This is a genomic window from Amycolatopsis sp. lyj-346 (assembly GCF_046548975.1).
Classification (GTDB): domain Bacteria; phylum Actinomycetota; class Actinomycetes; order Mycobacteriales; family Pseudonocardiaceae; genus Amycolatopsis.
In genome coordinates this window covers 1-18203 of the sequence record NZ_JAJPWT010000031.1, presented here as the reverse complement: position 1 = coordinate 18203, position 18203 = coordinate 1, and the positions used below count along the sequence as shown (strand labels likewise).

General features: G+C 72.5%; 18 protein-coding genes and 1 pseudogene. 17 read left to right on the top strand and 2 right to left on the bottom strand.

Going from position 1 to position 18203, the window contains the following annotated elements:
* Positions 1-30 precede the first annotated feature (30 nt).
* The 8 genes from ACLJQE_RS43935 (at position 31) to ACLJQE_RS43900 (ending at position 6402) form a co-directional block, all read left to right on the top strand.
* Positions 31-510, top strand: a complete 480-nt coding sequence (locus ACLJQE_RS43935) for a MarR family transcriptional regulator (RefSeq protein WP_410645803.1) — start codon at positions 31-33, stop codon at positions 508-510.
* Between the two features lie 74 nt (positions 511-584).
* Positions 585-1445 carry an STAS domain-containing protein gene (locus ACLJQE_RS43930; RefSeq protein WP_410645802.1) on the top strand — a complete coding sequence of 287 codons (861 nt, stop codon included), beginning with the start codon at positions 585-587 and terminating at the stop codon, positions 1443-1445.
* Positions 1442-1825, top strand: coding sequence for an STAS domain-containing protein (locus tag ACLJQE_RS43925; RefSeq protein WP_410645801.1), 384 nt, complete (start codon positions 1442-1444; stop codon positions 1823-1825). Before ACLJQE_RS43930 ends, ACLJQE_RS43925 begins: the two co-directional genes overlap by 4 nt.
* On the top strand, positions 1815-2237 hold the full coding sequence (locus tag ACLJQE_RS43920; RefSeq protein WP_410645800.1) for an anti-sigma regulatory factor: 423 nt from the start codon (positions 1815-1817) through the stop codon (positions 2235-2237). The genes ACLJQE_RS43925 and ACLJQE_RS43920 overlap by 11 nt, the downstream gene beginning before the upstream one ends.
* Positions 2234-3346, top strand: a complete 1113-nt coding sequence (locus ACLJQE_RS43915) for a SpoIIE family protein phosphatase (RefSeq protein WP_410645799.1) — start codon at positions 2234-2236, stop codon at positions 3344-3346. The genes ACLJQE_RS43920 and ACLJQE_RS43915 overlap by 4 nt, the downstream gene beginning before the upstream one ends.
* Positions 3346-4536, top strand: coding sequence for a PP2C family protein-serine/threonine phosphatase (locus tag ACLJQE_RS43910; protein ID WP_410645798.1), 1191 nt, complete (start codon positions 3346-3348; stop codon positions 4534-4536). The genes ACLJQE_RS43915 and ACLJQE_RS43910 overlap by 1 nt, the downstream gene beginning before the upstream one ends.
* 104 nt (positions 4537-4640) lie before the next feature.
* Positions 4641-5780: a zinc-dependent alcohol dehydrogenase gene (locus ACLJQE_RS43905; protein ID WP_410645816.1), complete on the top strand. Its 1140-nt coding sequence runs from the start codon at positions 4641-4643 to the stop codon at positions 5778-5780.
* A 13-nt stretch (positions 5781-5793) separates the two neighbouring features.
* On the top strand, positions 5794-6402 hold the full coding sequence (locus ACLJQE_RS43900; protein ID WP_410645797.1) for a hypothetical protein: 609 nt from the start codon (positions 5794-5796) through the stop codon (positions 6400-6402).
* Between the two features lie 37 nt (positions 6403-6439).
* Here the strand turns inward: ACLJQE_RS43900 and ACLJQE_RS43895 are convergent, their stop codons facing one another.
* On the bottom strand, positions 6440-7216 hold the full coding sequence (locus ACLJQE_RS43895) for a GntR family transcriptional regulator (protein WP_410645796.1): 777 nt from the start codon (positions 7214-7216) through the stop codon (positions 6440-6442).
* Between the two features lie 137 nt (positions 7217-7353).
* On the opposite strand from ACLJQE_RS43895, the gene ACLJQE_RS43890 reads away from it, so the two are divergent.
* From ACLJQE_RS43890 to ACLJQE_RS43875, 4 genes and pseudogenes are all read left to right on the top strand, one after another.
* Complete coding sequence (locus ACLJQE_RS43890) at positions 7354-8223, top strand: aldolase (protein WP_410645795.1); 870 nt, start codon at positions 7354-7356, stop codon at positions 8221-8223.
* A 41-nt stretch (positions 8224-8264) separates the two neighbouring features.
* A complete protein-coding gene (locus ACLJQE_RS43885; RefSeq protein ID WP_410645794.1) occupies positions 8265-9749 on the top strand; it encodes a CoA-acylating methylmalonate-semialdehyde dehydrogenase in 1485 nt (494 codons plus the stop codon).
* Positions 9750-9816: 67 nt separating this feature from the next.
* Positions 9817-9957, top strand: a pseudogene (locus ACLJQE_RS43880) (IS982 family transposase); the annotation flags it as partial.
* Positions 9958-10188: 231 nt separating this feature from the next.
* Positions 10189-10548, top strand: coding sequence for a hypothetical protein (locus tag ACLJQE_RS43875; protein ID WP_410645815.1), 360 nt, complete (start codon positions 10189-10191; stop codon positions 10546-10548).
* Here ACLJQE_RS43875 and ACLJQE_RS43870 read toward each other — a convergent pair.
* Positions 10545-11120, bottom strand: coding sequence for a TetR/AcrR family transcriptional regulator (locus ACLJQE_RS43870; RefSeq protein ID WP_410645793.1), 576 nt, complete (start codon positions 11118-11120; stop codon positions 10545-10547). The genes ACLJQE_RS43875 and ACLJQE_RS43870 overlap by 4 nt on opposite strands.
* A gap of 193 nt (positions 11121-11313) precedes the next feature.
* Between ACLJQE_RS43870 and ACLJQE_RS43865 the strand changes: the two genes are divergently transcribed.
* From ACLJQE_RS43865 to ACLJQE_RS43845, 5 genes are all read left to right on the top strand, one after another.
* The gene (locus tag ACLJQE_RS43865) at positions 11314-11766 is read left to right on the top strand and encodes a (2Fe-2S)-binding protein (RefSeq protein ID WP_410645792.1); all 453 of its coding nucleotides are present in this window, start codon (positions 11314-11316) and stop codon (positions 11764-11766) included.
* Positions 11753-12715 carry an FAD binding domain-containing protein gene (locus tag ACLJQE_RS43860; protein WP_410645791.1) on the top strand — a complete coding sequence of 321 codons (963 nt, stop codon included), beginning with the start codon at positions 11753-11755 and terminating at the stop codon, positions 12713-12715. Before ACLJQE_RS43865 ends, ACLJQE_RS43860 begins: the two co-directional genes overlap by 14 nt.
* Positions 12712-14886 carry a xanthine dehydrogenase family protein molybdopterin-binding subunit gene (locus ACLJQE_RS43855; RefSeq protein ID WP_410645790.1) on the top strand — a complete coding sequence of 725 codons (2175 nt, stop codon included), beginning with the start codon at positions 12712-12714 and terminating at the stop codon, positions 14884-14886. The genes ACLJQE_RS43860 and ACLJQE_RS43855 overlap by 4 nt, the downstream gene beginning before the upstream one ends.
* A gap of 195 nt (positions 14887-15081) precedes the next feature.
* A complete protein-coding gene (locus ACLJQE_RS43850; RefSeq protein ID WP_410645789.1) occupies positions 15082-16512 on the top strand; it encodes a carboxylesterase/lipase family protein in 1431 nt (476 codons plus the stop codon).
* Positions 16513-16805: 293 nt separating this feature from the next.
* Positions 16806-18080 (top strand): sensor histidine kinase, encoded by a 1275-nt coding sequence (locus ACLJQE_RS43845; protein ID WP_410645788.1) that lies wholly within the window; start codon positions 16806-16808, stop codon positions 18078-18080.
* Positions 18081-18203 lie beyond the last annotated feature (123 nt).

Here is an 18203-nt window from a genome sequence, read left to right as displayed (position 1 = left end):
GTGCTGCCGGTTCAGCATAGGGATGCCAGAGTGGACGCCGTGGATCGATCCCGCGAGCAGCCCGACCCCGACGGGGTGGCTGCCGTGCCGGCCCTCGCCCGGCTCCTGGAGTCGGTGGTCGAGGCCGAGCGGGACGTGTCGCCGCGCCCGCTGTCGGTGTCGCAGCTGCGGGCGGTGGTCGCGCTGGATCGCCACGACGGGGTCAACCTGCGGCAGCTGGCCGAGCAGCTGGGTTCGACGCCACCGCTGGTCAGCAGGCTCTGCGACCGGCTGGAGGCGGTCGGTTTCCTCGAACGCCTGCCCAGCGCGCGCAGCCGCCGCGAGCTGACCCTGCGGCTGTCCGACCGCGGGCGCGCCTACCTGCAGGACCTGCGGTCCCGGCGCCGGGACCGCGTCCAGGCGCTGCTGGCGAAGATGAGCCCGGCGGGCCGGACCGCGCTGGCCGCCGGGTTGCGGGAGTACCGGGCGCTGGCCGAAGCGGCCGGAGACCTCCCCGATTTGCATCCTTGATACAACTGTTGTTACATGGCAAGAGATAGGTCGGCGTACAGCAGAGCGCGCCCCGAACACCGGAGGAGGCGTCGGTGCTGGGCACGGACGACAGCCAGGTCCGCACAGTCCTGGCGCGCATGCTGGAGGAAGACCGGACCACGCTGGCCCGCGACTGGGCCGGGCAGGAGCCGGGAGACGGCCGCAGCGCGCAGGAACTGCGTCGCGAAGCCGTCGAGCTGCTGGAATCACTCCGGGAGGCACTGGGCGGCACGCTGCCGGTGTCCCGGATCGTCGACCAGGCCCCCGCGGTGCGGGACGCGCTGACGTCGCTGTCGGAACGCCGCGCCCGAGCGGGCGCCCAGCCGTCGGCCACCGCCATGGCGATCCTCGCGCTCAAGCGCACGATGCTGAGCGCGATCGAGCGGCACACCGACGATTCCGCCCTGCGCTACCGGGCCGCGCTGCTGGTCAACGAGCTGCTCGACAGCGCGGGCGTGCTGACGTTCGAGGTCTACTCCGCCGGTCGCGAGCGGATCATCCGCGAGCAGCACAGCCAGATGCTCGAGCTGTCCACGCCCGTGGTGCGGCTGTGGCGCCACGTCCTCGCGGTGCCGCTGATCGGCACGCTCGACAGCGCCCGGACCCAGGTCGTGATGAACAGCCTCCTGGAGTCCATCCAGGTGAACGAGGCCCGGGTGGCGATCATCGACATCACCGGCGTCCCGACCGTCGACACCGCGGTCGCCCACCACCTGCTGCAGACCGTCAGCGCCGTCCGGCTGATGGGCGCGGAGTGCGTGATCAGCGGCATCCGCCCGTCCATCGCGCAGACCATCACCCAGCTGGGCATCGACCTCTCGCACATCGTCACCCGCGGCTCGCTCGCCGACGCGCTGGCGACCGCGATGCAGCTGCTCGGCGACAGCACCCGCCCCGGCGCGGTGTCCGGGTGAACGCCGGGCTGCCGATCCTGCGGCTGGGCGACATCCTGCTCAGCGGGCTGCTGAACGACCTGGACGACAAAACCGCCCTCGCGTTCACCGACGAGCTGACCACCCGCATCGCGAACGAAGGCATCCGCGGCGTCATCATCGACATCTCCCGGCTGGAGATCATCGACTCGTTCGTCGCCCGCCTGCTCATCCAGCTGGCCGGCACCGGACGGTTGCTCGGCACGCAGATGGTCGTGGCGGGGATGCGCCCGGCCGTCGCACTGACCCTGACCGAGCTCGGGCTCCAGCTCACCGGCGTCCGGACCGCCCTCAACGCGGAACAGGCGATGGAGCTGCTGGGCTGGCGCCGTCCCGCCGAGGCGGCGCCTCATGCTTCCTGACGAACGGACCGTGCCGTCCGGCGAGCACCCGGTCCGGGTGGAGGAGGACCTCCTCACGGCCCGGCACGCGGTGCGGGCGGCCGCGGTCGCCGCCGGGTTCTCGATCGTCGACCAGACGAAGATCGTCACCGCGGCCAGCGAGCTCGTCCGCAACGCCTACATCCACGGCGGGGGCGGCACCATGACCGTGGAGACGGTGCGAGGCCCGGCCGGGCGGATCGGGCTCCGGCTCCGCGTCCGCGACGAAGGTCCCGGGATCGCCGACGTCGAGCAGGCGATGGCCGACGGCTTCAGCACCGGCGCGGGACTCGGGCACGGCCTCGGCGGCACCCGGCGGCTGGTCGACGAGTTCGACCTCGACACCGCGCCCGGCCGCGGCACCACCGTCACGGTCGTGCGCTGGAAGCCATGACCGCGACCGTCGCCGGCCTGACGCGCCAGATCCGCGTCGACCACCCCAGCGCCGGGTACGCCGCCGCCCGCATCGCCCGCGAGATCGCGCACGAAGCCGGGCTCCCGGGCGTGCTCGCCGACCGCGCCGCCGTGGTGGCGGCCGAGCTCGCCGGCAACATCGACAAGCACACCGGCGGTGGCTCGGTGTTCGTGCAACCATCGCTTTTCGGGGGTGGCGAAGCCCCCGGCCCGGGGCGAAGCCCCGGTTGGCACAGCTCGCTTTTCGGGGGTCCGGGTGGCGAAGCCCCCGGCTCGGGGCGAAGCCCCGGTTGGCACAGCTCGCTCACCGGGCGCGGCGTCGACGTGCTGGCCGCCGACGACGGCCCCGGCATGGCCGACCTCGACCACTGGCTGCTCGACGGCAACACGACCACCGCCACCCTGGGCACCGGCCTCGGCGCGGTGAAGCGGATGGCGGCCGAGTTCCGGATCACGTCCTCGCCCGCGGCCGGCACGCTCGCCGCCGCCCGCCTGCTCGACCCCGCCGCGCCGCCGGCCCACCGCGGGATCGGGCACTTCCGCCTGCCCCGCGACGGCGAGGAGTACTGCGGCGACGCCGTCGCGCTGGCCGACGTCACCGGCAGCCGGACCGCCGTCGTCGCCGACGGGCTCGGCCACGGACCCGACGCCGCCGAAGCCGCGGACGCCGCGCTGCGCGTGTTCACCGAGAACCCGGACCGCCCGCTGCCCCACCAGCTGACGAACATGCACCGCGCGCTGCGCACGACCCGCGGCGCGGCGGTCGCGCTCGTGCGGATCGCCCCGCGGCGGCTCGAATTCTGCGGCGTCGGCAACGTCAGCGGCGCGAGCCTCGGCGACGGGCCGTCCCGGCTGCTGCTCAGCACCCCCGGCATCGTCGGGTTCACGCTGCCCTCGGCCCCGGTCCGGCACCTGCCGCTGGCCGACGACGACGTCGTCGTCCTGCACACCGACGGCGTCGGCACCGGCTGGCGCGTCCCGGGCGTGGCCCCGGACCTGCTGCTGCTCGCCGCGGACCTCGCCCACCGGCACCGGAACGCCCGTGACGACGCGGCGATGCTCGCCCTGACCGCGGACCGGTCCGCCTGATGCGCCCCGACCTGGCCCGGATCCGGCGGCGCCTCCGCGTCGCCTGCAGCCAGGCCGGCGTGCCCGCCGACGACCGCGGGCGGCTGGTCCTGGCCGTCACGCTGCTCGCCGAACCCGCCCTCACCGCGGGGGAAACGGTGGACGTGGCGACGGCGGCTTCGGACCGGCGGCTCGCCGTCACGGTGCGGCTGGACCACGCCGTCGGCCAGGGCAGCCGCAACGCCCTGCCGCTGCTGCCCGACCGCGGCGACGGCCGGACGCTGACCTGGCACCTCGCCGGCGGCCGTCCGGCGGCCCCGGCCGATCCCGACGACGACCGGGCGACGCGCGAAGAGATGCTGGCGCTGGTGGCCCGCGCCGACACCCTCGCCAACGAGCAACGCGACCTCAAGCACGAGCTCGCGGAGACCAACAGCGGCGTGCTGGCGATGTACGTGGAGCTCGAGCAGCGGGACGAGCAGCTCCGCCGTGCGCACGCGGCGATCTTCCGCGAGCTGGAGGACGCGCTGCGCCCGCGGCCACCGGTGGTGCCGGGCCTGGAGCTGGCCGTCCACTACTCGCCGACCGACCAGGACTCCCCGACCGGCGGCGACCTCTACGACTGGTTCGTCCTGCCCGACGGCCAGGTCCACGTGACCCTGGTCGACGCGGTCGGCCACGGCGTCACCTCGACCCGGCACGCCCTGACCGTCACGCACGCGATCCGCACCCTCGCGCTGGAGGGGCACCCGTTCCCCGATCTGATCGCCCGCGCTTCGCACACGCTGGCGGCGATCGAACCGGGCCTGATGGCCACGGTGCTGCTGGCCAGGACGGACCCGGCGACGGGCCGCACCCGGTTCGCGAACGGCGGCCACCCGGAGCCGGTGCTGGTCGAGGCGGCCGGACCGGCGCGGCTGCTGCCGTCCCCGGTGCCGGGCCGCGGGGTCGGCTTCCCGGATCCGGGTACCCGCGAGCTGGTCGACGTGGTCCTCGACGAGGGCGACACGGTGCTGCTTTACACGGACGGCCTGGTGGAGAGCCGCAAGGACCTCGACGAAGGCCAGTCCCGGCTCCTGTCGCTGGCGGAGTCCCACTGCCGGCGGCCGGCGGCGGGCCTGCCCCGCGAGCTGGTCACCCGTATGCACGACGTGGTCCTGCACGCCGACGACACGGTGGTACTGGCCCTCCGCCGCACCGCAGCGCACTGACCCCCGGGGCGCGACCTCGGCGTTGATCACCGAGTTCGCCGGGGGTTAGCCGCGGTGCGCCCGGGTATGCCGACGACCCGTCGGAAGGAGGCGCTGTGCGTGCGATGGTGTACCGCGGGCCGTACAAGATCCGCGTCGAAGAGAAGGACGTTCCCGCGATCGAACATCCCGGTGACGCGATCGTCCGAGTCGCGCTGGCTGCGATCTGCGGTTCTGACCTGCACCTCTACCACGGGATGATGCCGGACACCCGCGTCGGCACGACGTTCGGGCACGAGTTCATCGGCGTGGTCGAAGAGGTCGGCTCCGGGGTGCGGAACCTGAAGCGCGGTGACCGCGTCATGGTGCCCTTCAACGTCTTCTGCGGCACGTGCTGGTTCTGCGCGCGGGGGCTGTACTCCAACTGCCACAACGTCAACCCGAACGCCACCGCCGTCGGCGGCATCTACGGGTACTCCCACACCTGCGGCGGCTACGACGGCGGGCAGGCCGAGTTCGTCCGGGTGCCGTTCGCCGACGTCGGGCCCGCGGTGATCCCGGACTGGCTGGACGACGAAGACGCCGTCCTGCTCACCGACGCGCTCGCCACCGGCTACTTCGGCGCCCAGCTCGGCGAGATCGTCGAAGGCGACGTCGTCGTGGTCTTCGGGGCCGGGCCGGTGGGGTTGTTCGCGGCGAAGTCGGCGTGGCTGATGGGCGCGGGCCGGGTGATCGTCATCGACCACCTGGAGAACCGGCTGGAGAAGGCGCGCACCTTCGCCCACGCCGAGACGTACAACTTCACCGAGTACGACGACATCGTCGTGCACCTGAAGAAGCTCACCGGCCACCTCGGCGCCGACGTCGCCATCGACGCGGTGGGCGCGGAGGCCGACGGCAACCTCACCCAGCACGTCACCTCGGCCAAGCTGAAGCTGCAGGGCGGCTCGCCGGTGGCGCTCAACTGGTGCATCGACGGCGTCCGCAAGGGCGGCACCGTCTCGGTGATGGGCGCCTACGGCCCGATGTTCAGCGCCGTCAAGTTCGGCGACGCGCTCAACAAGGGCCTGACGCTGCGGATGAACCAGTGCCCCGTGAAGCGGCAGTGGCCGCGGCTGTTCGAGCACATCCGCAACGGCTACCTCAAGCCGAGCGACATCGTCACCCACCGCATCCCGCTCGAGCACATCGCCGAGGGCTACCACATCTTCTCCGCCAAGCTGGACGGCTGCATCAAGCCGCTCATCGTGCCGAACGCCGGCTGAGGAAGGAACGACCATGACGTACACGTCGGAGCGGCCGCCGATCGCCGAGCCGAGCGAAAGCCTGCGCGCGCGGATCCCGGGCTGGGGCGCGGACCTGGACCCGAAGGACCGGCCGTCGGTGCCGAAGCTGCAGTGGCAGGACGACCGCAGCGGCGCCCACTGGGAGTTTCCCGAGCGGCAGCCGGAGAACCGGCCGCGGGAACGCTCGATCGAGCACGAGTTCCTGACGCCGGTGTTCGGGACGTCGTGCCCGCCGAAGGGCCTTTCCGGGGCCCTGCGCCGGTTTTCCTACCGGAAGTACAGCGAAGGGCGCGCCGCGCACTGGCTGCTCCTGCTGGCCGCCGACCGGGTGGACGCCTGGGAGAGCCACCTGCGCTCGTTCGCCACGCTCCGCCCGGACAACCCGATCACCGAAACCGGCGTGCTGAGCGAGTTCACCCGCCACGGCCTTTCTTCGCGAGTGGGCAAGAAGCGCGCGGACGTCAAGCACCACCTGGCCGACCCGATCATCGTCGCGGGCCCCTGGGTGCTGGCGGCGGGGCTGGTGTATTCGGCGGCCCGGAAGGTGCTGCGGTGGCGCCGCCCGGCCGACGGGTCACCGGCTTCCGGGAGCAGGCCATGAGCCACGTTCCCGCACCCCGGCCGGCACTCCTTCGCCCTTACTGAGGCCCGTTGGTCAGCGAAAGGTTGAACGTGTACCGGGACGCCCGGTACACGTGCCACCCGTACTCGACCACCCGGCCGGAATCGTCGTACGTGGTGCGCTGCATCGTGAGCAGCGCCGCTCCCGGCTCCTCCTGGAGCAGCTCCGCGTCCTCTTCGGTCGCGAGCCGGGCGCCGATGTTCTGCTCCGCCGCGTGCAGCCGCACACCCGCCGACCGCAGGAGCTGGTAGAGCCCGCGCTCGCGCAGCTCGTCGTCGTCCGGGTCGATGACGCCGTCGGGCAGGTAGTTGTTCATCAGGGCGAGCGGCTCGCCGTCGGTCGACCGGAGCCGCTTCAGCCGGCGGACGTGCGTCAGCCCCGGCGCTTCCAGCAGCTCGGCCACTTCGGCGCCGGCCTCTTCGACCTGGTTGACCAGCACCGCCGACGCCGGCTTTCCCCCCAGTCCGGCGAGGTCGTCGAACAGGCTGCTCAGCCGCAGCGGCCGGGCCACCTTCGTCCGGACGACCTGGGTGCCGACCCCGCGTCGCCGCACGAGCAGGCCCTGGTTGACCAGCGTCTGGATCGCCTGGCGGATCGTCGGCCGCGACAGGCGCAGGCGGGCGGCGAGGTCGACCTCGTTGCCCAGCCGCGCCCCCGCCGGCAGCCTGCCGTCCTCGATCGCGGCGTGCAGCTGCCGGGACACCTGGAAGTACAGCGGCTCGGGGCTGCCCGGGTCCAGGACGATCTCGCGCCCCGCGTCCCAGGCCGGGAAGGTGACGTCCGGCTTGCTCATCCGCAGATCCTACCGCCTCCGCGCCACCTGTTGGGATGACGTGTTGTCCATATGTCTTGACAAAGGCCTCCACCGCTGGAATCGTCGTCGCCGAGGGCACGACGGACGTGTCCCGAAGACCGGCGGGGAGCGGAACTGTGACCGACGTGCTGCGGCGCATCGTCGCCAAACGGGTGCACGACCCGGAAGCGATCGCCGAGGCGGCCGCCAACCGCATCCGGGCCGAGTCGCCCTTCAACGCGAAGGGCCGCACGATGATCATCGCGGCGGACCACCCCGCCCGCGGCGCGAACGCGGTGGGCGGGAACCCCACGGCGATGGCCGACCGGGGCGAGCTGCTGGAGCGGCTGTGCCTGGCCCTGGAGCGCCCGGGTGTCACCGGCGTCCTGGCGACCGCGGACATCGTCGACGACCTGCTGCTGCTCGGCGTGCTGGACGGCAAGACGGTGATCGGCTCGATGAACCGCACCGGGCTGGCCGGCTCGAGTTTCGAGATCGACGACCGCTTCGCCTGCTACGACGCGGAAACGATCGAGCGGATGCGCTTCGACGGCGGCAAGACCCTGACGCGGATCTGCCTGGACGACCCGGCCACCCCGAGCGTCCTGGAAAACACCGCGAAGGCGATCAACGAACTGGCCGGCCGCAGGCTGATCGCGCTGGTCGAGCCGTTCCTGTCGACGTGGGTCGACGGGCGCGTGCAGAACGACCTCTCCCCCGACGCCGTCATCAAGTCGATCACGATCGCCGCCGGGCTCGGCCATTCCTCGGCCTACACCTGGCTCAAGCTTCCCGTGGTGGCCGAAATGGACCGCGTGCTGGCGTCCTCGACCCTGCCGGCCGTCCTGCTCGGCGGCGAGGTCAAAGACCCGGACGCGGCCTTCGCCGCCTGGCAGCGGGCCCTGACCCAGCCCACGGTGCAGGGCCTGGTGGTCGGCCGGTCGCTGCTCTACCCCCACGACGGGGACGTCGCCAAGGCCGTCGACACCGCGGTGAGCCTGCTGTGAACCCCCACCACCGTCCCGGCGCCACTACCCGGAGGAACACCGTGAACATCATCGAGCACTGGATCAACGGCACCGCGACACCAGCGGGCTCGACCCGCACGGCGCCGGTCTTCGACCCGGCCACCGGCCGGCGGCAAGCCGAGGTCCTGCTGGCCGAATCGTCCGATGTGGACACCGCGGTGGCGGCCGCGGGCAAGGCCTTCGAGTCCTGGGGCAACTCGTCGCTGGCCCAGCGCACCAAGGTGATGTTCGCCTTCCGCGAGCTGCTCGTGCGGCACGAAGACGAGCTGGCCCGGATCATCTCCGCCGAGCACGGCAAGGTCGTCGAGGACGCCCGCGGCGAGATCGCCCGCGGCCGCGAGGTCGTCGAGTACGCCTGCGGCATCGCCGACGCGCTCAAGGGCAGCTTCTCCGACCAGGTCTCCCGCGACGTCGACGTGCACGACTTCCGCCAGCCCCTGGGGGTCGTCGCCGGGATCACGCCGTTCAACTTCCCGATCATGGTGCCGCTGTGGATGCACCCGATCGCCATCGCCACCGGCAACACGTTCGTCCTCAAGCCCAGCGAACGCGACCCGTCGGCCTCGAACTTCGTCGCGCGGCTGTACGCCGAAGCCGGGTTGCCCGACGGCGTCTTCAACGTCGTGCACGGCGACAAGACCGCCGTCGACGCGATCCTCGACCACCCGGACGTCACGGCGGTGTCCTTCGTCGGCTCGACCCCCATCGCCAAGTACGTCCACGAACGCGGCACCGCGACCGGCAAGCGCATCCAGGCCCTCGGCGGCGCGAAGAACCACGCCGTCGTCCTGCCCGACGCCGACCTCGAGTACGCCGCCGGCCACCTCACCGCGGCCGCGTTCGGCTCGGCCGGCCAGCGCTGCATGGCCATCTCCGTCGGCGTCGCGGTCGGCTCGGCCGGCGACAAGCTGGTGGAGATCCTCGAACGCAAAGCCCGCGAAGTGAAGGTCGGCCCCGGCACCGACCCGGCCAGCGACATGGGACCGGTCGTCACCGAGGCCGCCCGCGAGCGCGTGGTGCACTCCGTCACCCGCGGCGCGGAAGAGGGCGCGAAGGTCGTCGTCGACGGGCGCGACCTCACCGTCGAAGGCCACGAGGAAGGCTTCTTCGTCGGCCCGTCCCTGCTCGACGACGTCACCCCGGAGATGGCGGCCTACCGCGAGGAGATCTTCGGCCCGGTGCTGGCGATCGTCCGCACCGGAACACTCGAGGAGGCGATCGCCGTCATCAACGCCAACCCCTACGGCAACGGCACCGCCGTCTTCACCTCGAGCGGCGAAGCCGCCCGCAAGTTCCAGCGCGAGGTCAAGGTCGGCATGATCGGCGTCAACGTCCCGATCCCGGTCCCGATGTCGTACTACTCCTTCGGCGGCTGGAAGGACTCACTCATCGGCGACAGCCCGATCCACGGCCCCGCGGGCGTCCGCTTCTACACCCGCGCCAAGGTCGTCACCACCCGGTGGCCCCACACCGAGGCCGCCTTCACCTTCCCAACCTCCAGCTAGACGAGTAATGCGTAAGTCGAGGCGATAGCCGCTGCGGATGCCCGGCGCGTTCCGGTACCTGCCCGGCCGGTCCCGGCCAACGATCCAGCGTTCGGAGCTGGCCGGCTGGGCCAAGTACGGCTACTGCCGTTCACACTCCCGCTGGTTCTGGGGACTGCGCCTGCATCTGGTCTGCATCCCGGCCGGGCTACCCATCACCCGATCCCTGACCGCCTACGACCACTGCCCGAGTTACGCATCCGGCAAGCCTCGTCACCGGTACCGGTACCGGCAGAAACGGCTCAATCACTTGCCACTCCCATCGGACGGCTCATACCTCCGCGCCCGCGGCGCATGGGGCCCTGGGCCACGATCGCCCGGGCGCATCGGCGTGCCCGCAACCGGAACTCTCTTCTCCGTTTTCCGGTACCTTGGCGGCAGCACGCCAAAGGAGGCCACTGTGGGATACCGAGGCCCGCTCCCGAAGAACGCCGTCGATCGCCTGAACACGTGCGTCGGTGCGCTCCGGACGTCACCACGCTGGGGGCCGCTGGTCCGCCGCCACCTCACGCAGGTCACCTACACGGGCCGGCGGACGGGCCGGACCTTCAGCACGCCGGTCGGCTACCGGCGAGCCGGCGACGTCGTCACCATCGGGGTGCGGATGCCCGACGCGAAGTCGTGGTGGCGCAACTTCACCGGTGACGGCGCTCCGCTCACCCTTGAACTCGACGACGCCGGCCGCACCGGGCACGCGGTCGCGCGGCGCGACGAAAAGGGCCGGGTCACCGTGCTCGTCCACCTCGACGGCGAAGCCTAGCCGGGCTGCGCGGCCATCCCGTGCCAGAGCAGATCGGCGAGCTCCGCCGCATCGCTTCGCCAGTCCCCGTTCGGGTCGAGCCACAGCAGGCCGCCGAGTCCCCGCATGACCAGCACCGGCGTCAGGCCCGGCCGGACCGTCCCGGCCGCCACGTTGGCTTCGAGCATCTCCGACACCGCGCCGAGCATGTCCTCGTACGCGTCGAACGGCAGCTCGCCCCGGAACGCCGTCGCGGTGCGCAACGCGTCGGCCAACCCCTTCTTCGTCATCATGTAGTGGGCGACGTGATCGGTCACCCACACCCGGAGCGCTTCCTCCGGGGCATGCTTGTTCAGCAGCACTGGCACGATGTCCACGATGTGCCGGACCTCCCGCCGGTAGACCGCCAGGATCAGCGCCTCCGGGGTCGGGAAGTGCCGGTAGACCGTGCCGACGCCGACCTCGGCCTGCTTGGCGATCGCGTTGAACGAGACCTCGCCCGTGTCGGCCAGCGACGCGGCCGCCGCGGCGAGGATGCGCTCGTGGTTGCGCCGGGTGTCCGCGCGGCGTGGGCTGACCGATCCGGTCGTCATCGTTCCTCCCGGTGGTCGTGCCGTCCCACTGAATCTAGCCGAGCGCTGGAGCCACTCCAGCCCGCCCGTTCGTTGCCAAGCGGATTGTAATCCGCTAGCCTCGCGATCGAGTGAAGCGGATGAGTATCCGCTCCCCCTGACACCGCCCCACCACACCGTCGGGCAGCCCGCCCGGCTCCGCGGAAAGAGACCAGTGGACATCTCACTCGAAGTCAACGGCACAACCGAACACCTGGACGTCGATCCCGGCGTCACGCTCCTGGACGCGCTGCGCGATCGGCTCGCCGTCACCGGCCCGAAGAAGGGCTGCGACCGCGGGCAGTGCGGCGCCTGCACCGTGCACGTCGGCGGCAAGCCCGTGCTGTCGTGCCTCACCCTGGCCGCCACCGTCAAGCAGCCGGTGACGACCGTCGAAGGACTGTCCACAGAGGACGGTCTGCACCCGGTGCAGCAGGCGTTCGTCGACCAGGACGCCCTGCAGTGCGGGTTCTGCACCGCCGGGCAGATCATGTCGGCGGTCGCCGCCGTCGAGCAGGACGTCGAGGACGTGCGGGAGTTCATGTCCGGCAACCTCTGCCGGTGCGCGGCCTACCCGAACATCGTCAAGGCCGTCGAGCAGGCGAGGCGGGCCGATGCGTCCCTTTGAGCTGACCGCACCCACCACCGTCGAGGCGGCGGTCGCCACGCCCGGCACGTACCTCGCCGGCGGGACGACCCTGGTCGACCTCATGAAGCTCGACGTCCTGACCCCGCAGCACGTCCTGGACATCAACGACGTGCCGTTGCGCGGCATCGACACCACCGACGGGCTGCGCTTCGGCGCGCTCGAGCGGATGGGCGCCATCGCCGCGCACGCGGGCGTCTACCCGGCGATCTCGCGCGCCCTGCTGCTGAGCGCGTCCCAGCAGCTGCGGAACATGGCCAGCATCGGCGGGAACCTGCTGCAGCGCACGCGCTGCTCGTACTTCCGCGACGTCGCCATGCCGTGCAACAAGCGCGTCCCCGGCAGCGGCTGCTCCGCGCTCACCGGCGCGAACCGGATGCACGCGATCCTCGGCACGAGCGGGTCGTGCGTGGCCACGCACGCCAGTGACGTCGCCGTCGCCCTGGTCGCCCTCGACGCCCGCCTGCGGCTGGCGGACGCGACCGGCACCCGCGAGGTCGCGCTCGGCGACTTCTACCAGGTGCCCGGTGACACCCCCGCCGTGGAGAACGACCTGCGCCCCGGCGAACTGATCACCGAGGTGCTCGTGCCGCGGCTGGACTGGGCCGCGAACTCCACCTACGTCAAGGTGCGCGACCGGCAGTCCTACGAGTTCGCGCTGTGCTCCGCCGCGGTCGCGCTGGACGTCCGGGACGGGATCGTCGCCGACGCCCGGGTGGCGGCCGGCGGCGTCGGGACGGTGCCGTGGCGGCTGCCGGACGTCGAAGCGGCCCTGCGGGGCGCCCCGGCGACCGAGGCGGCCTTCGAGGCGGCCGCGGCCGCGGCCGCCGACGGTGCGCAACCGTTGTCCGAGAACGGGTTCAAGGTGCCGCTGCTGCAGCGGACCATCGTCCGGGCACTGCTCGAACTGACCGACGGGAGCTCCCGATGATCACCCGGCTGGACGCGCCGCTGAAGGTCACCGGCGCCGCCAGGTACGGCGCCGACCACACCTTCCCCGGCATGGTTCACGGCTACGTCCTGCTCAGCACCATCGCCCACGGCGAGATCGAGGCCGTGGACGTCACGGCGGCCAAGAGCGCGCCCGGCGTGCTCGAGGTGTACACGCCGTTCGATCCGCTGGTGCTGCGCACGCCGAGCCTGCCGATCTTCGGCGAAACGTGGGTTCCGCTGCAGGACAAGGAAGTCACCTACTACGGCCAGCCGATCGGCTTCGTGGTCGCGGAGACGTTCGAGCAGGCCAGGGACGCGGCGGCCCTGGTCGAGGTCGCCTACCGCGAGCGGCCCGCCCGGACCTCGCTCGCCGAAGGCCTCGCCACGGCCGAGCTGGCGCCACCGGCCATGGACGGCGCTCCCCCGGAAATCGAGGTGCTCGAAGACGGCGTCGAGTCCATCGAAGCCGCCCTCGCCGCGAGCCCGGTGGTCGTCGAGGCGACCTACACGACCGCGACGCAGAACCACGCCGCGATGGAACCGCACTCCGCGGTCGCGGTGTGGGACGACAGCGGACTGACCGTCTACAGCGGCAACCAGGCGTCCCACATGCAGGCGACCGAACTGGCCATCGCGCTCGACCTGGCGCCGGAAGCCGTGCACGCGGTCAACCCGTTCGTCGGCGGGGCGTTCGGCGGCAAGGGGCGGACGTCGACGCCGGCGTTCCTGGCCGCGGCGGCGGCCCGCTCCCTCGGCCGGCCGGTGAAGGCCGCACTCACCCGCGAACAGGTCTTCACCGCCACCGCCGGCCGGGCCGCGACGGCCCAGAAGCTCTCGATCGGCGCCGAGCCGGACGGCACCCTGGTCGCCCTGCGCCACGACTCGTGGTGCCACACCGACACCGCGCGGTCGTTCGTCGAACCGACGTCGCACGGCACCTCGCGCGAGTGGTACGCGACGAAGAACCTGTCCATCACGCAGCGGATCGTGCCGCTGAACGTCCCGCCGACGACGTTCATGCGGGCCCCCGGCGAGGCACCCGGCTCGTTCGCGCTGGAGAGCGCGCTCGACGAGCTCGCCGTGAAGCTGGGCATGGACCCGATCGAGCTGCGCGTCCGCAACAACTCGACCGCCCCGCCCGGCCACGACCTGCAGTGGTCGAGCAAGCACCTCGACGAGTGCTTCCGCATCGGCGCGGACCGCTTCGGCTGGGCGCACCGCCCGGCGGGCTCCCGCACCGACGGCGACTGGCTCGTCGGCATGGGTGTCGCCACCGCGGTGTTCCCCGCCCTGCGGTTCCCGGCCACCGTCGGCATCACGCTGCGGGCGGACGACACCGCCGTCGTCGCGACGAGCGGCGCGGACCCGGGCACCGGCCTGCTGACCGTGCTCTCCCTGGTGGGTGCCGAATCGCTGGACATCCCGGCGGACCGGATCACCCCGCGCCTCGGCGACTCGGCCCTCCCGCCGGGCGGCATGTCCGGCGGCTCGACGGCGACGGCGAGCGCGGGAACGGCGATCATGCTCGCCGCCACCAAGGCGATCGACGAACTGGTCGCGCTCGCCGCCGATCCCGGCGCGCCGTTCGAGGGGCGCCAGGTCACCTACGCCGACGGCCGCGTCTTCGCCGACGGCGAGTCGATGACGTTCGGCGAACTGCTGCGGGCCGTGGGACGTGAGTCGCTCGACGTGACCGGCACCTCGGCACCCGGCGAAGAGATGACCAAGCACTCCTTCGCCTCGTGGGGCGCGCAGTTCTGCGAAGTCCGGGTGCACAAGTGGACGCGCGAGGCGCGGGTGTCCCGGCTGCTCGGGGTGTTCGACGCCGGCCGGATCATCAACGACAAGGCGGCCCGCAGCCAGCTCATGGGCGGCATGATCTGGGGCGTTTCGGCCGCACTGCACGAAGGCCTGGAGATCGAGGCGAACGGCCGGCTCGCCAACGGCGACTTCGCGAGCTACCTGCTGCCGGTCAACGCCGACATCCCGGAGGTCGACGTCCAGTTCGTCGAGTACCCCGACACCCTGCACAACGCGGTCGGCGCGCGGGGCCTCGGCGAAATCGGCACGGTCGGCATGGCGGCGGCGGTCGCCAACGCCGTGTACAACGCCACCGGCACCCGGGTCCGGCACATCCCGATCACCATCGAGGACCTCCTCGAAGGCTGACCCCGTGGGCAGGGCGTTCCCGGACGCCCTGCCCACGCGCGGGAAATTCACGGTGCCGTGGCCCGGCCGGCCGATCCGGGCCCGGCACCGTTACCCATCCGCGACAACCTCGGAGACGGAACGCCCATGACGGCGGCCCGTCCGCGGTCCTAGGCTGACGGGCGCTTCCCCGACAGTCCACGAAGGGACCTCCGCATGACCGACCCCGTCGTCTCCACCACGTCCGGCGCGGTCCGCGGTCAGGTCACCCCCGCCGGCGTGGCGCTCTTCCGCGGTATTCCCTACGCCGCCGCGCCCGAGGGCGAGCTGCGCTTCGCCGAGCCCGTCCCGGCCCCGCCGTGGGAGGGCGTCCGCGACACGCGGAGACCCGGGCCGACGGCGCCGCAGCGCCGTCACGACGTGCCCGGCCTCGACCTGACGCCGCTCACCGGCACCGGCTGGCGCCCGGGGCCGGAGTACCTCACGGTCGACGTCTGGACACCACAGCCGGGCGCCGCTTCCCTGCCGGTGCTGGTGTTCGTGCACGGCGGCGCGTTCATCGGCGGCGCCGCCTCCGCCGCGGTCCACGACGGCACGGCGTTCGCCCGCGCCGGCGCGGTCCTGGTGACCGTCCAGTACCGGCTCGGCATCGACGGGTTCCTCCCGCTGGACGGCGGAGCGACCAACCTCGGCCTGCGCGACCAGCTCGCCGCCCTGCACTGGGTCCGGGAGAACATCGCCGCGTTCGGCGGCGACCCGGCCAACGTCACCCTCTTCGGCGCGGCTTCCGGCGCCGTCAGCGTCGCCTGCCTGCTCGGCTCGCCGCTCTCGACGGGCCTCTTCCACCGGGCGATCGTCCAAAGCGGACACCCGGACATGGTCCGCGACGGCGTCCAGGCCCGGCGGCTGGCCAAGGTGGTCGCCGACGAGCTGAAGGCGGAACCGACCGCGGAGGCGTTCCGCAAGGTGTCGACCGAGCAGCTGCTCGACGCCCAGGACGCGGTGCTGCGCCCGGGCGGCGCACCGGACTTGCGGGACGCGCTGGGCTACGACCGCGGCTACGGCCTGAGCCCGTTCCTCCCGGTGGTCGGCGACGACGTCCTGCCGCAGCACCCGGCCAAGGCGATCAAGGCGGGCGCGGGCCGCGACGTCGGCTTGGTGGTGGGCAGCTGCAGCGAAGAGATGCGGCTCTACCTGGTCCCGACGGGCGCGCTGGAGGCGGTCACCGACGACCAGGCGGTGGCCTCCCTGGCGGTGTCCCACCCGGACCCGGCCGGAGTGCTGTACGCGTACGGCCTCGGTTCGGGCCGCACGGCGGGCGAGGTCCTGGTCGAGGCCCTGACGGACCTGGTCTTCCGCGACGGCGTGCGCGCCTTGGCCGAGCACCACACGGGCCGCACGTTCCGGTACGAGTTCGAGTGGGGCTCACCCCGGCTCGACGGCAGGCTCGGCGCGTGCCACGGGCTCGAGCTGCCGTTCGTGTTCGGAGCACTCGACGCGGTCTCGGGCCCGCGAGGCCTGCTCGGCGAGAACCCACCCCACGAGCTGGCCACCGAGCTGAACGGCGCCTGGCACCGCTTCGCGACAACGGGAGAGCCGGGCTGGGCGGAGTACACGGGCGAGGACACGCTGTTCCACGTGTACTGATGGCGGCAAGGCAGGCCGCCTGAGCGGCACAGCCGTGCCTCCGGTCAACGGCACCCGCCAACCGGCAAACCACCCGCGCGGCCACACCCCCGGCCAACCGCATCCACCCGACGGCGCCGCGCGCCGCGGGAGTCGCCGTCGCGAATCGGGGTGGGCCTGGTTGGTCGCCAGATCACGAACCGGTCGAGGGCTTTGCTCCAGCGGGCTGGCTCCGGGCCGGGACGGTTGACTAGTCCCCCGCCGCGCTGCCAGGCTCAGGGCCGCCCGGACGGCCGGATGAATGGGGACCACCGATGCCCGAGGCGGGCTCTGCCGCACCGCCACGCGCCTTCGTCCGCACGCTGCTGCGCAGCGGCACACCTGCGGAACCCGCCGGGCCCGTGGCCGACGGTGATCTCACCGCGGTCGGCGACGCGACGCTCGCCCGGGCCTCGCGCTACTGGGTTGCCGTGCCGCTGGCCTACCGGGCCGCCGCGTTCGTCAAGGTGTTCATCGGGTTCGCCGCCGCGAACGGCGGGCTCGGGCTCGGGCCCGTGCTCGGCGCCACCGTCTTCGCCGTCGCGGCCAACACCGCTGCCGTCGTCTGGGTGCTGCGCTCGGGCGGCCTGCGGGCCCGCCTCACCGGCCGCGCCCTCGGTCTGGACCTTTCCCTCGGCGTGGCCCTCAACCTCGTGGTCGCCATGACGGCTCCCGCCGAGATCCAGCCGTTCGCCGTCGACGTGTCCTGGACCTGGCTCGTCGGCTCGGTCGCCATGTGGGCCGGCACGTCCGGGCTGCCCGCGGCGCTGTGGCTGTTCGCCGCGGCCGTCCCGTTCCGGGCCGTGCTGACCCTGGCCGGCGGCCTGCCACTCGGCGACCAGCTCGCCCTCACCCGGTCGATCGGCTGCATGGTGGCGCTGGCGGTGGCGATCGTGCTCGCCGTCGCGATCCTCATCCTGCTCGGCGTCGGCACGCGGTTCGCGGTGGACATCGGGCTGCGGCGCGGGCGCGAGGCCGAACGCCACCGGACCCGGCGCATCATGCACGACAGCGTGCTGCAAACCCTCGAAGCGCTGGCCATTTCGGCGCCGGGAGACGACGCCCAGGCCGTCACGCGGCTTTCGGAGCTGCGTTCGGTCGCCAAGGCGGAAGCGGCCGAGCTGCGCCGCCGGATCACCGAGCCGGTGCCGGCCGGGCCGACGCAGAGCTTCGCGGTCCAGCTCGCCGACGTCGCCACCGAGCTGGCGCGCGACGGCCTGCGCACGCAGCTCGTCGCCGCGGACTTCGCCGACGACCACAAGGTCTCGCAGGACCGGCGCACCGCGTTGTGCGAAGCGGTCCGGGAAGCGTTGCGCAACACGGTGAAGCACTCGGGGACGAAGCAGGTCGTGCTGCGCGTGGAGGAACGCGACGGCGGGATCGCGGTGGTGGCCCGCGACCAGGGCCAGGGCTTCGACGTCCGCGACCGGCCGCCGGGCTTCGGCATCAGCGAGTCCATCATGGCCCGCTTGGCCGAGGTCGGCGGACACGGCACGGTGGACTCGCAGCCGGGCCGCGGCACCCGCGTCACGATGTGGGTGCCGGGCTAAGACCGCATCTCATTTGGTTGTGTTGCCGGGTGGACGATATCGTTGATCAGCGATGACTGATGTGGAGAAGTGGTGCCCGGAGTCGTTGTGGCTGCTGGCGTACCCGCTGTTGCCCGATGTGCC

Bases quoted from the DNA above. Each gene is read 5' to 3' on its own strand.
- ACLJQE_RS43900 (WP_410645797.1), top strand. From the start codon at position 5,794: ATGACGTACACGTCGGAGCGGCCGCCGATCGCCGAGCCGAGCGAAAGC.
- ACLJQE_RS43920 (WP_410645800.1), top strand. From the start codon at position 1,815: ATGCTTCCTGACGAACGGACCGTGCCGTCCGGCGAGCACCCGGTCCGG.
- ACLJQE_RS43905 (WP_410645816.1), top strand. From the start codon at position 4,641: ATGGTGTACCGCGGGCCGTACAAGATCCGCGTCGAAGAGAAGGACGTT.
- ACLJQE_RS43860 (WP_410645791.1), top strand. From the start codon at position 11,753: ATGCGTCCCTTTGAGCTGACCGCACCCACCACCGTCGAGGCGGCGGTC.
- ACLJQE_RS43845 (WP_410645788.1), top strand. From the start codon at position 16,806: ATGCCCGAGGCGGGCTCTGCCGCACCGCCACGCGCCTTCGTCCGCACG.
- ACLJQE_RS43855 (WP_410645790.1), top strand. From the start codon at position 12,712: ATGATCACCCGGCTGGACGCGCCGCTGAAGGTCACCGGCGCCGCCAGG.
- ACLJQE_RS43850 (WP_410645789.1), top strand. From the start codon at position 15,082: ATGACCGACCCCGTCGTCTCCACCACGTCCGGCGCGGTCCGCGGTCAG.
- ACLJQE_RS43895 (WP_410645796.1), bottom strand. From the start codon at position 7,216: ATGAGCAAGCCGGACGTCACCTTCCCGGCCTGGGACGCGGGGCGCGAG.
- ACLJQE_RS43870 (WP_410645793.1), bottom strand. From the start codon at position 11,120: ATGACGACCGGATCGGTCAGCCCACGCCGCGCGGACACCCGGCGCAAC.
- ACLJQE_RS43910 (WP_410645798.1), top strand. From the start codon at position 3,346: ATGCGCCCCGACCTGGCCCGGATCCGGCGGCGCCTCCGCGTCGCCTGC.
- ACLJQE_RS43915 (WP_410645799.1), top strand. From the start codon at position 2,234: ATGACCGCGACCGTCGCCGGCCTGACGCGCCAGATCCGCGTCGACCAC.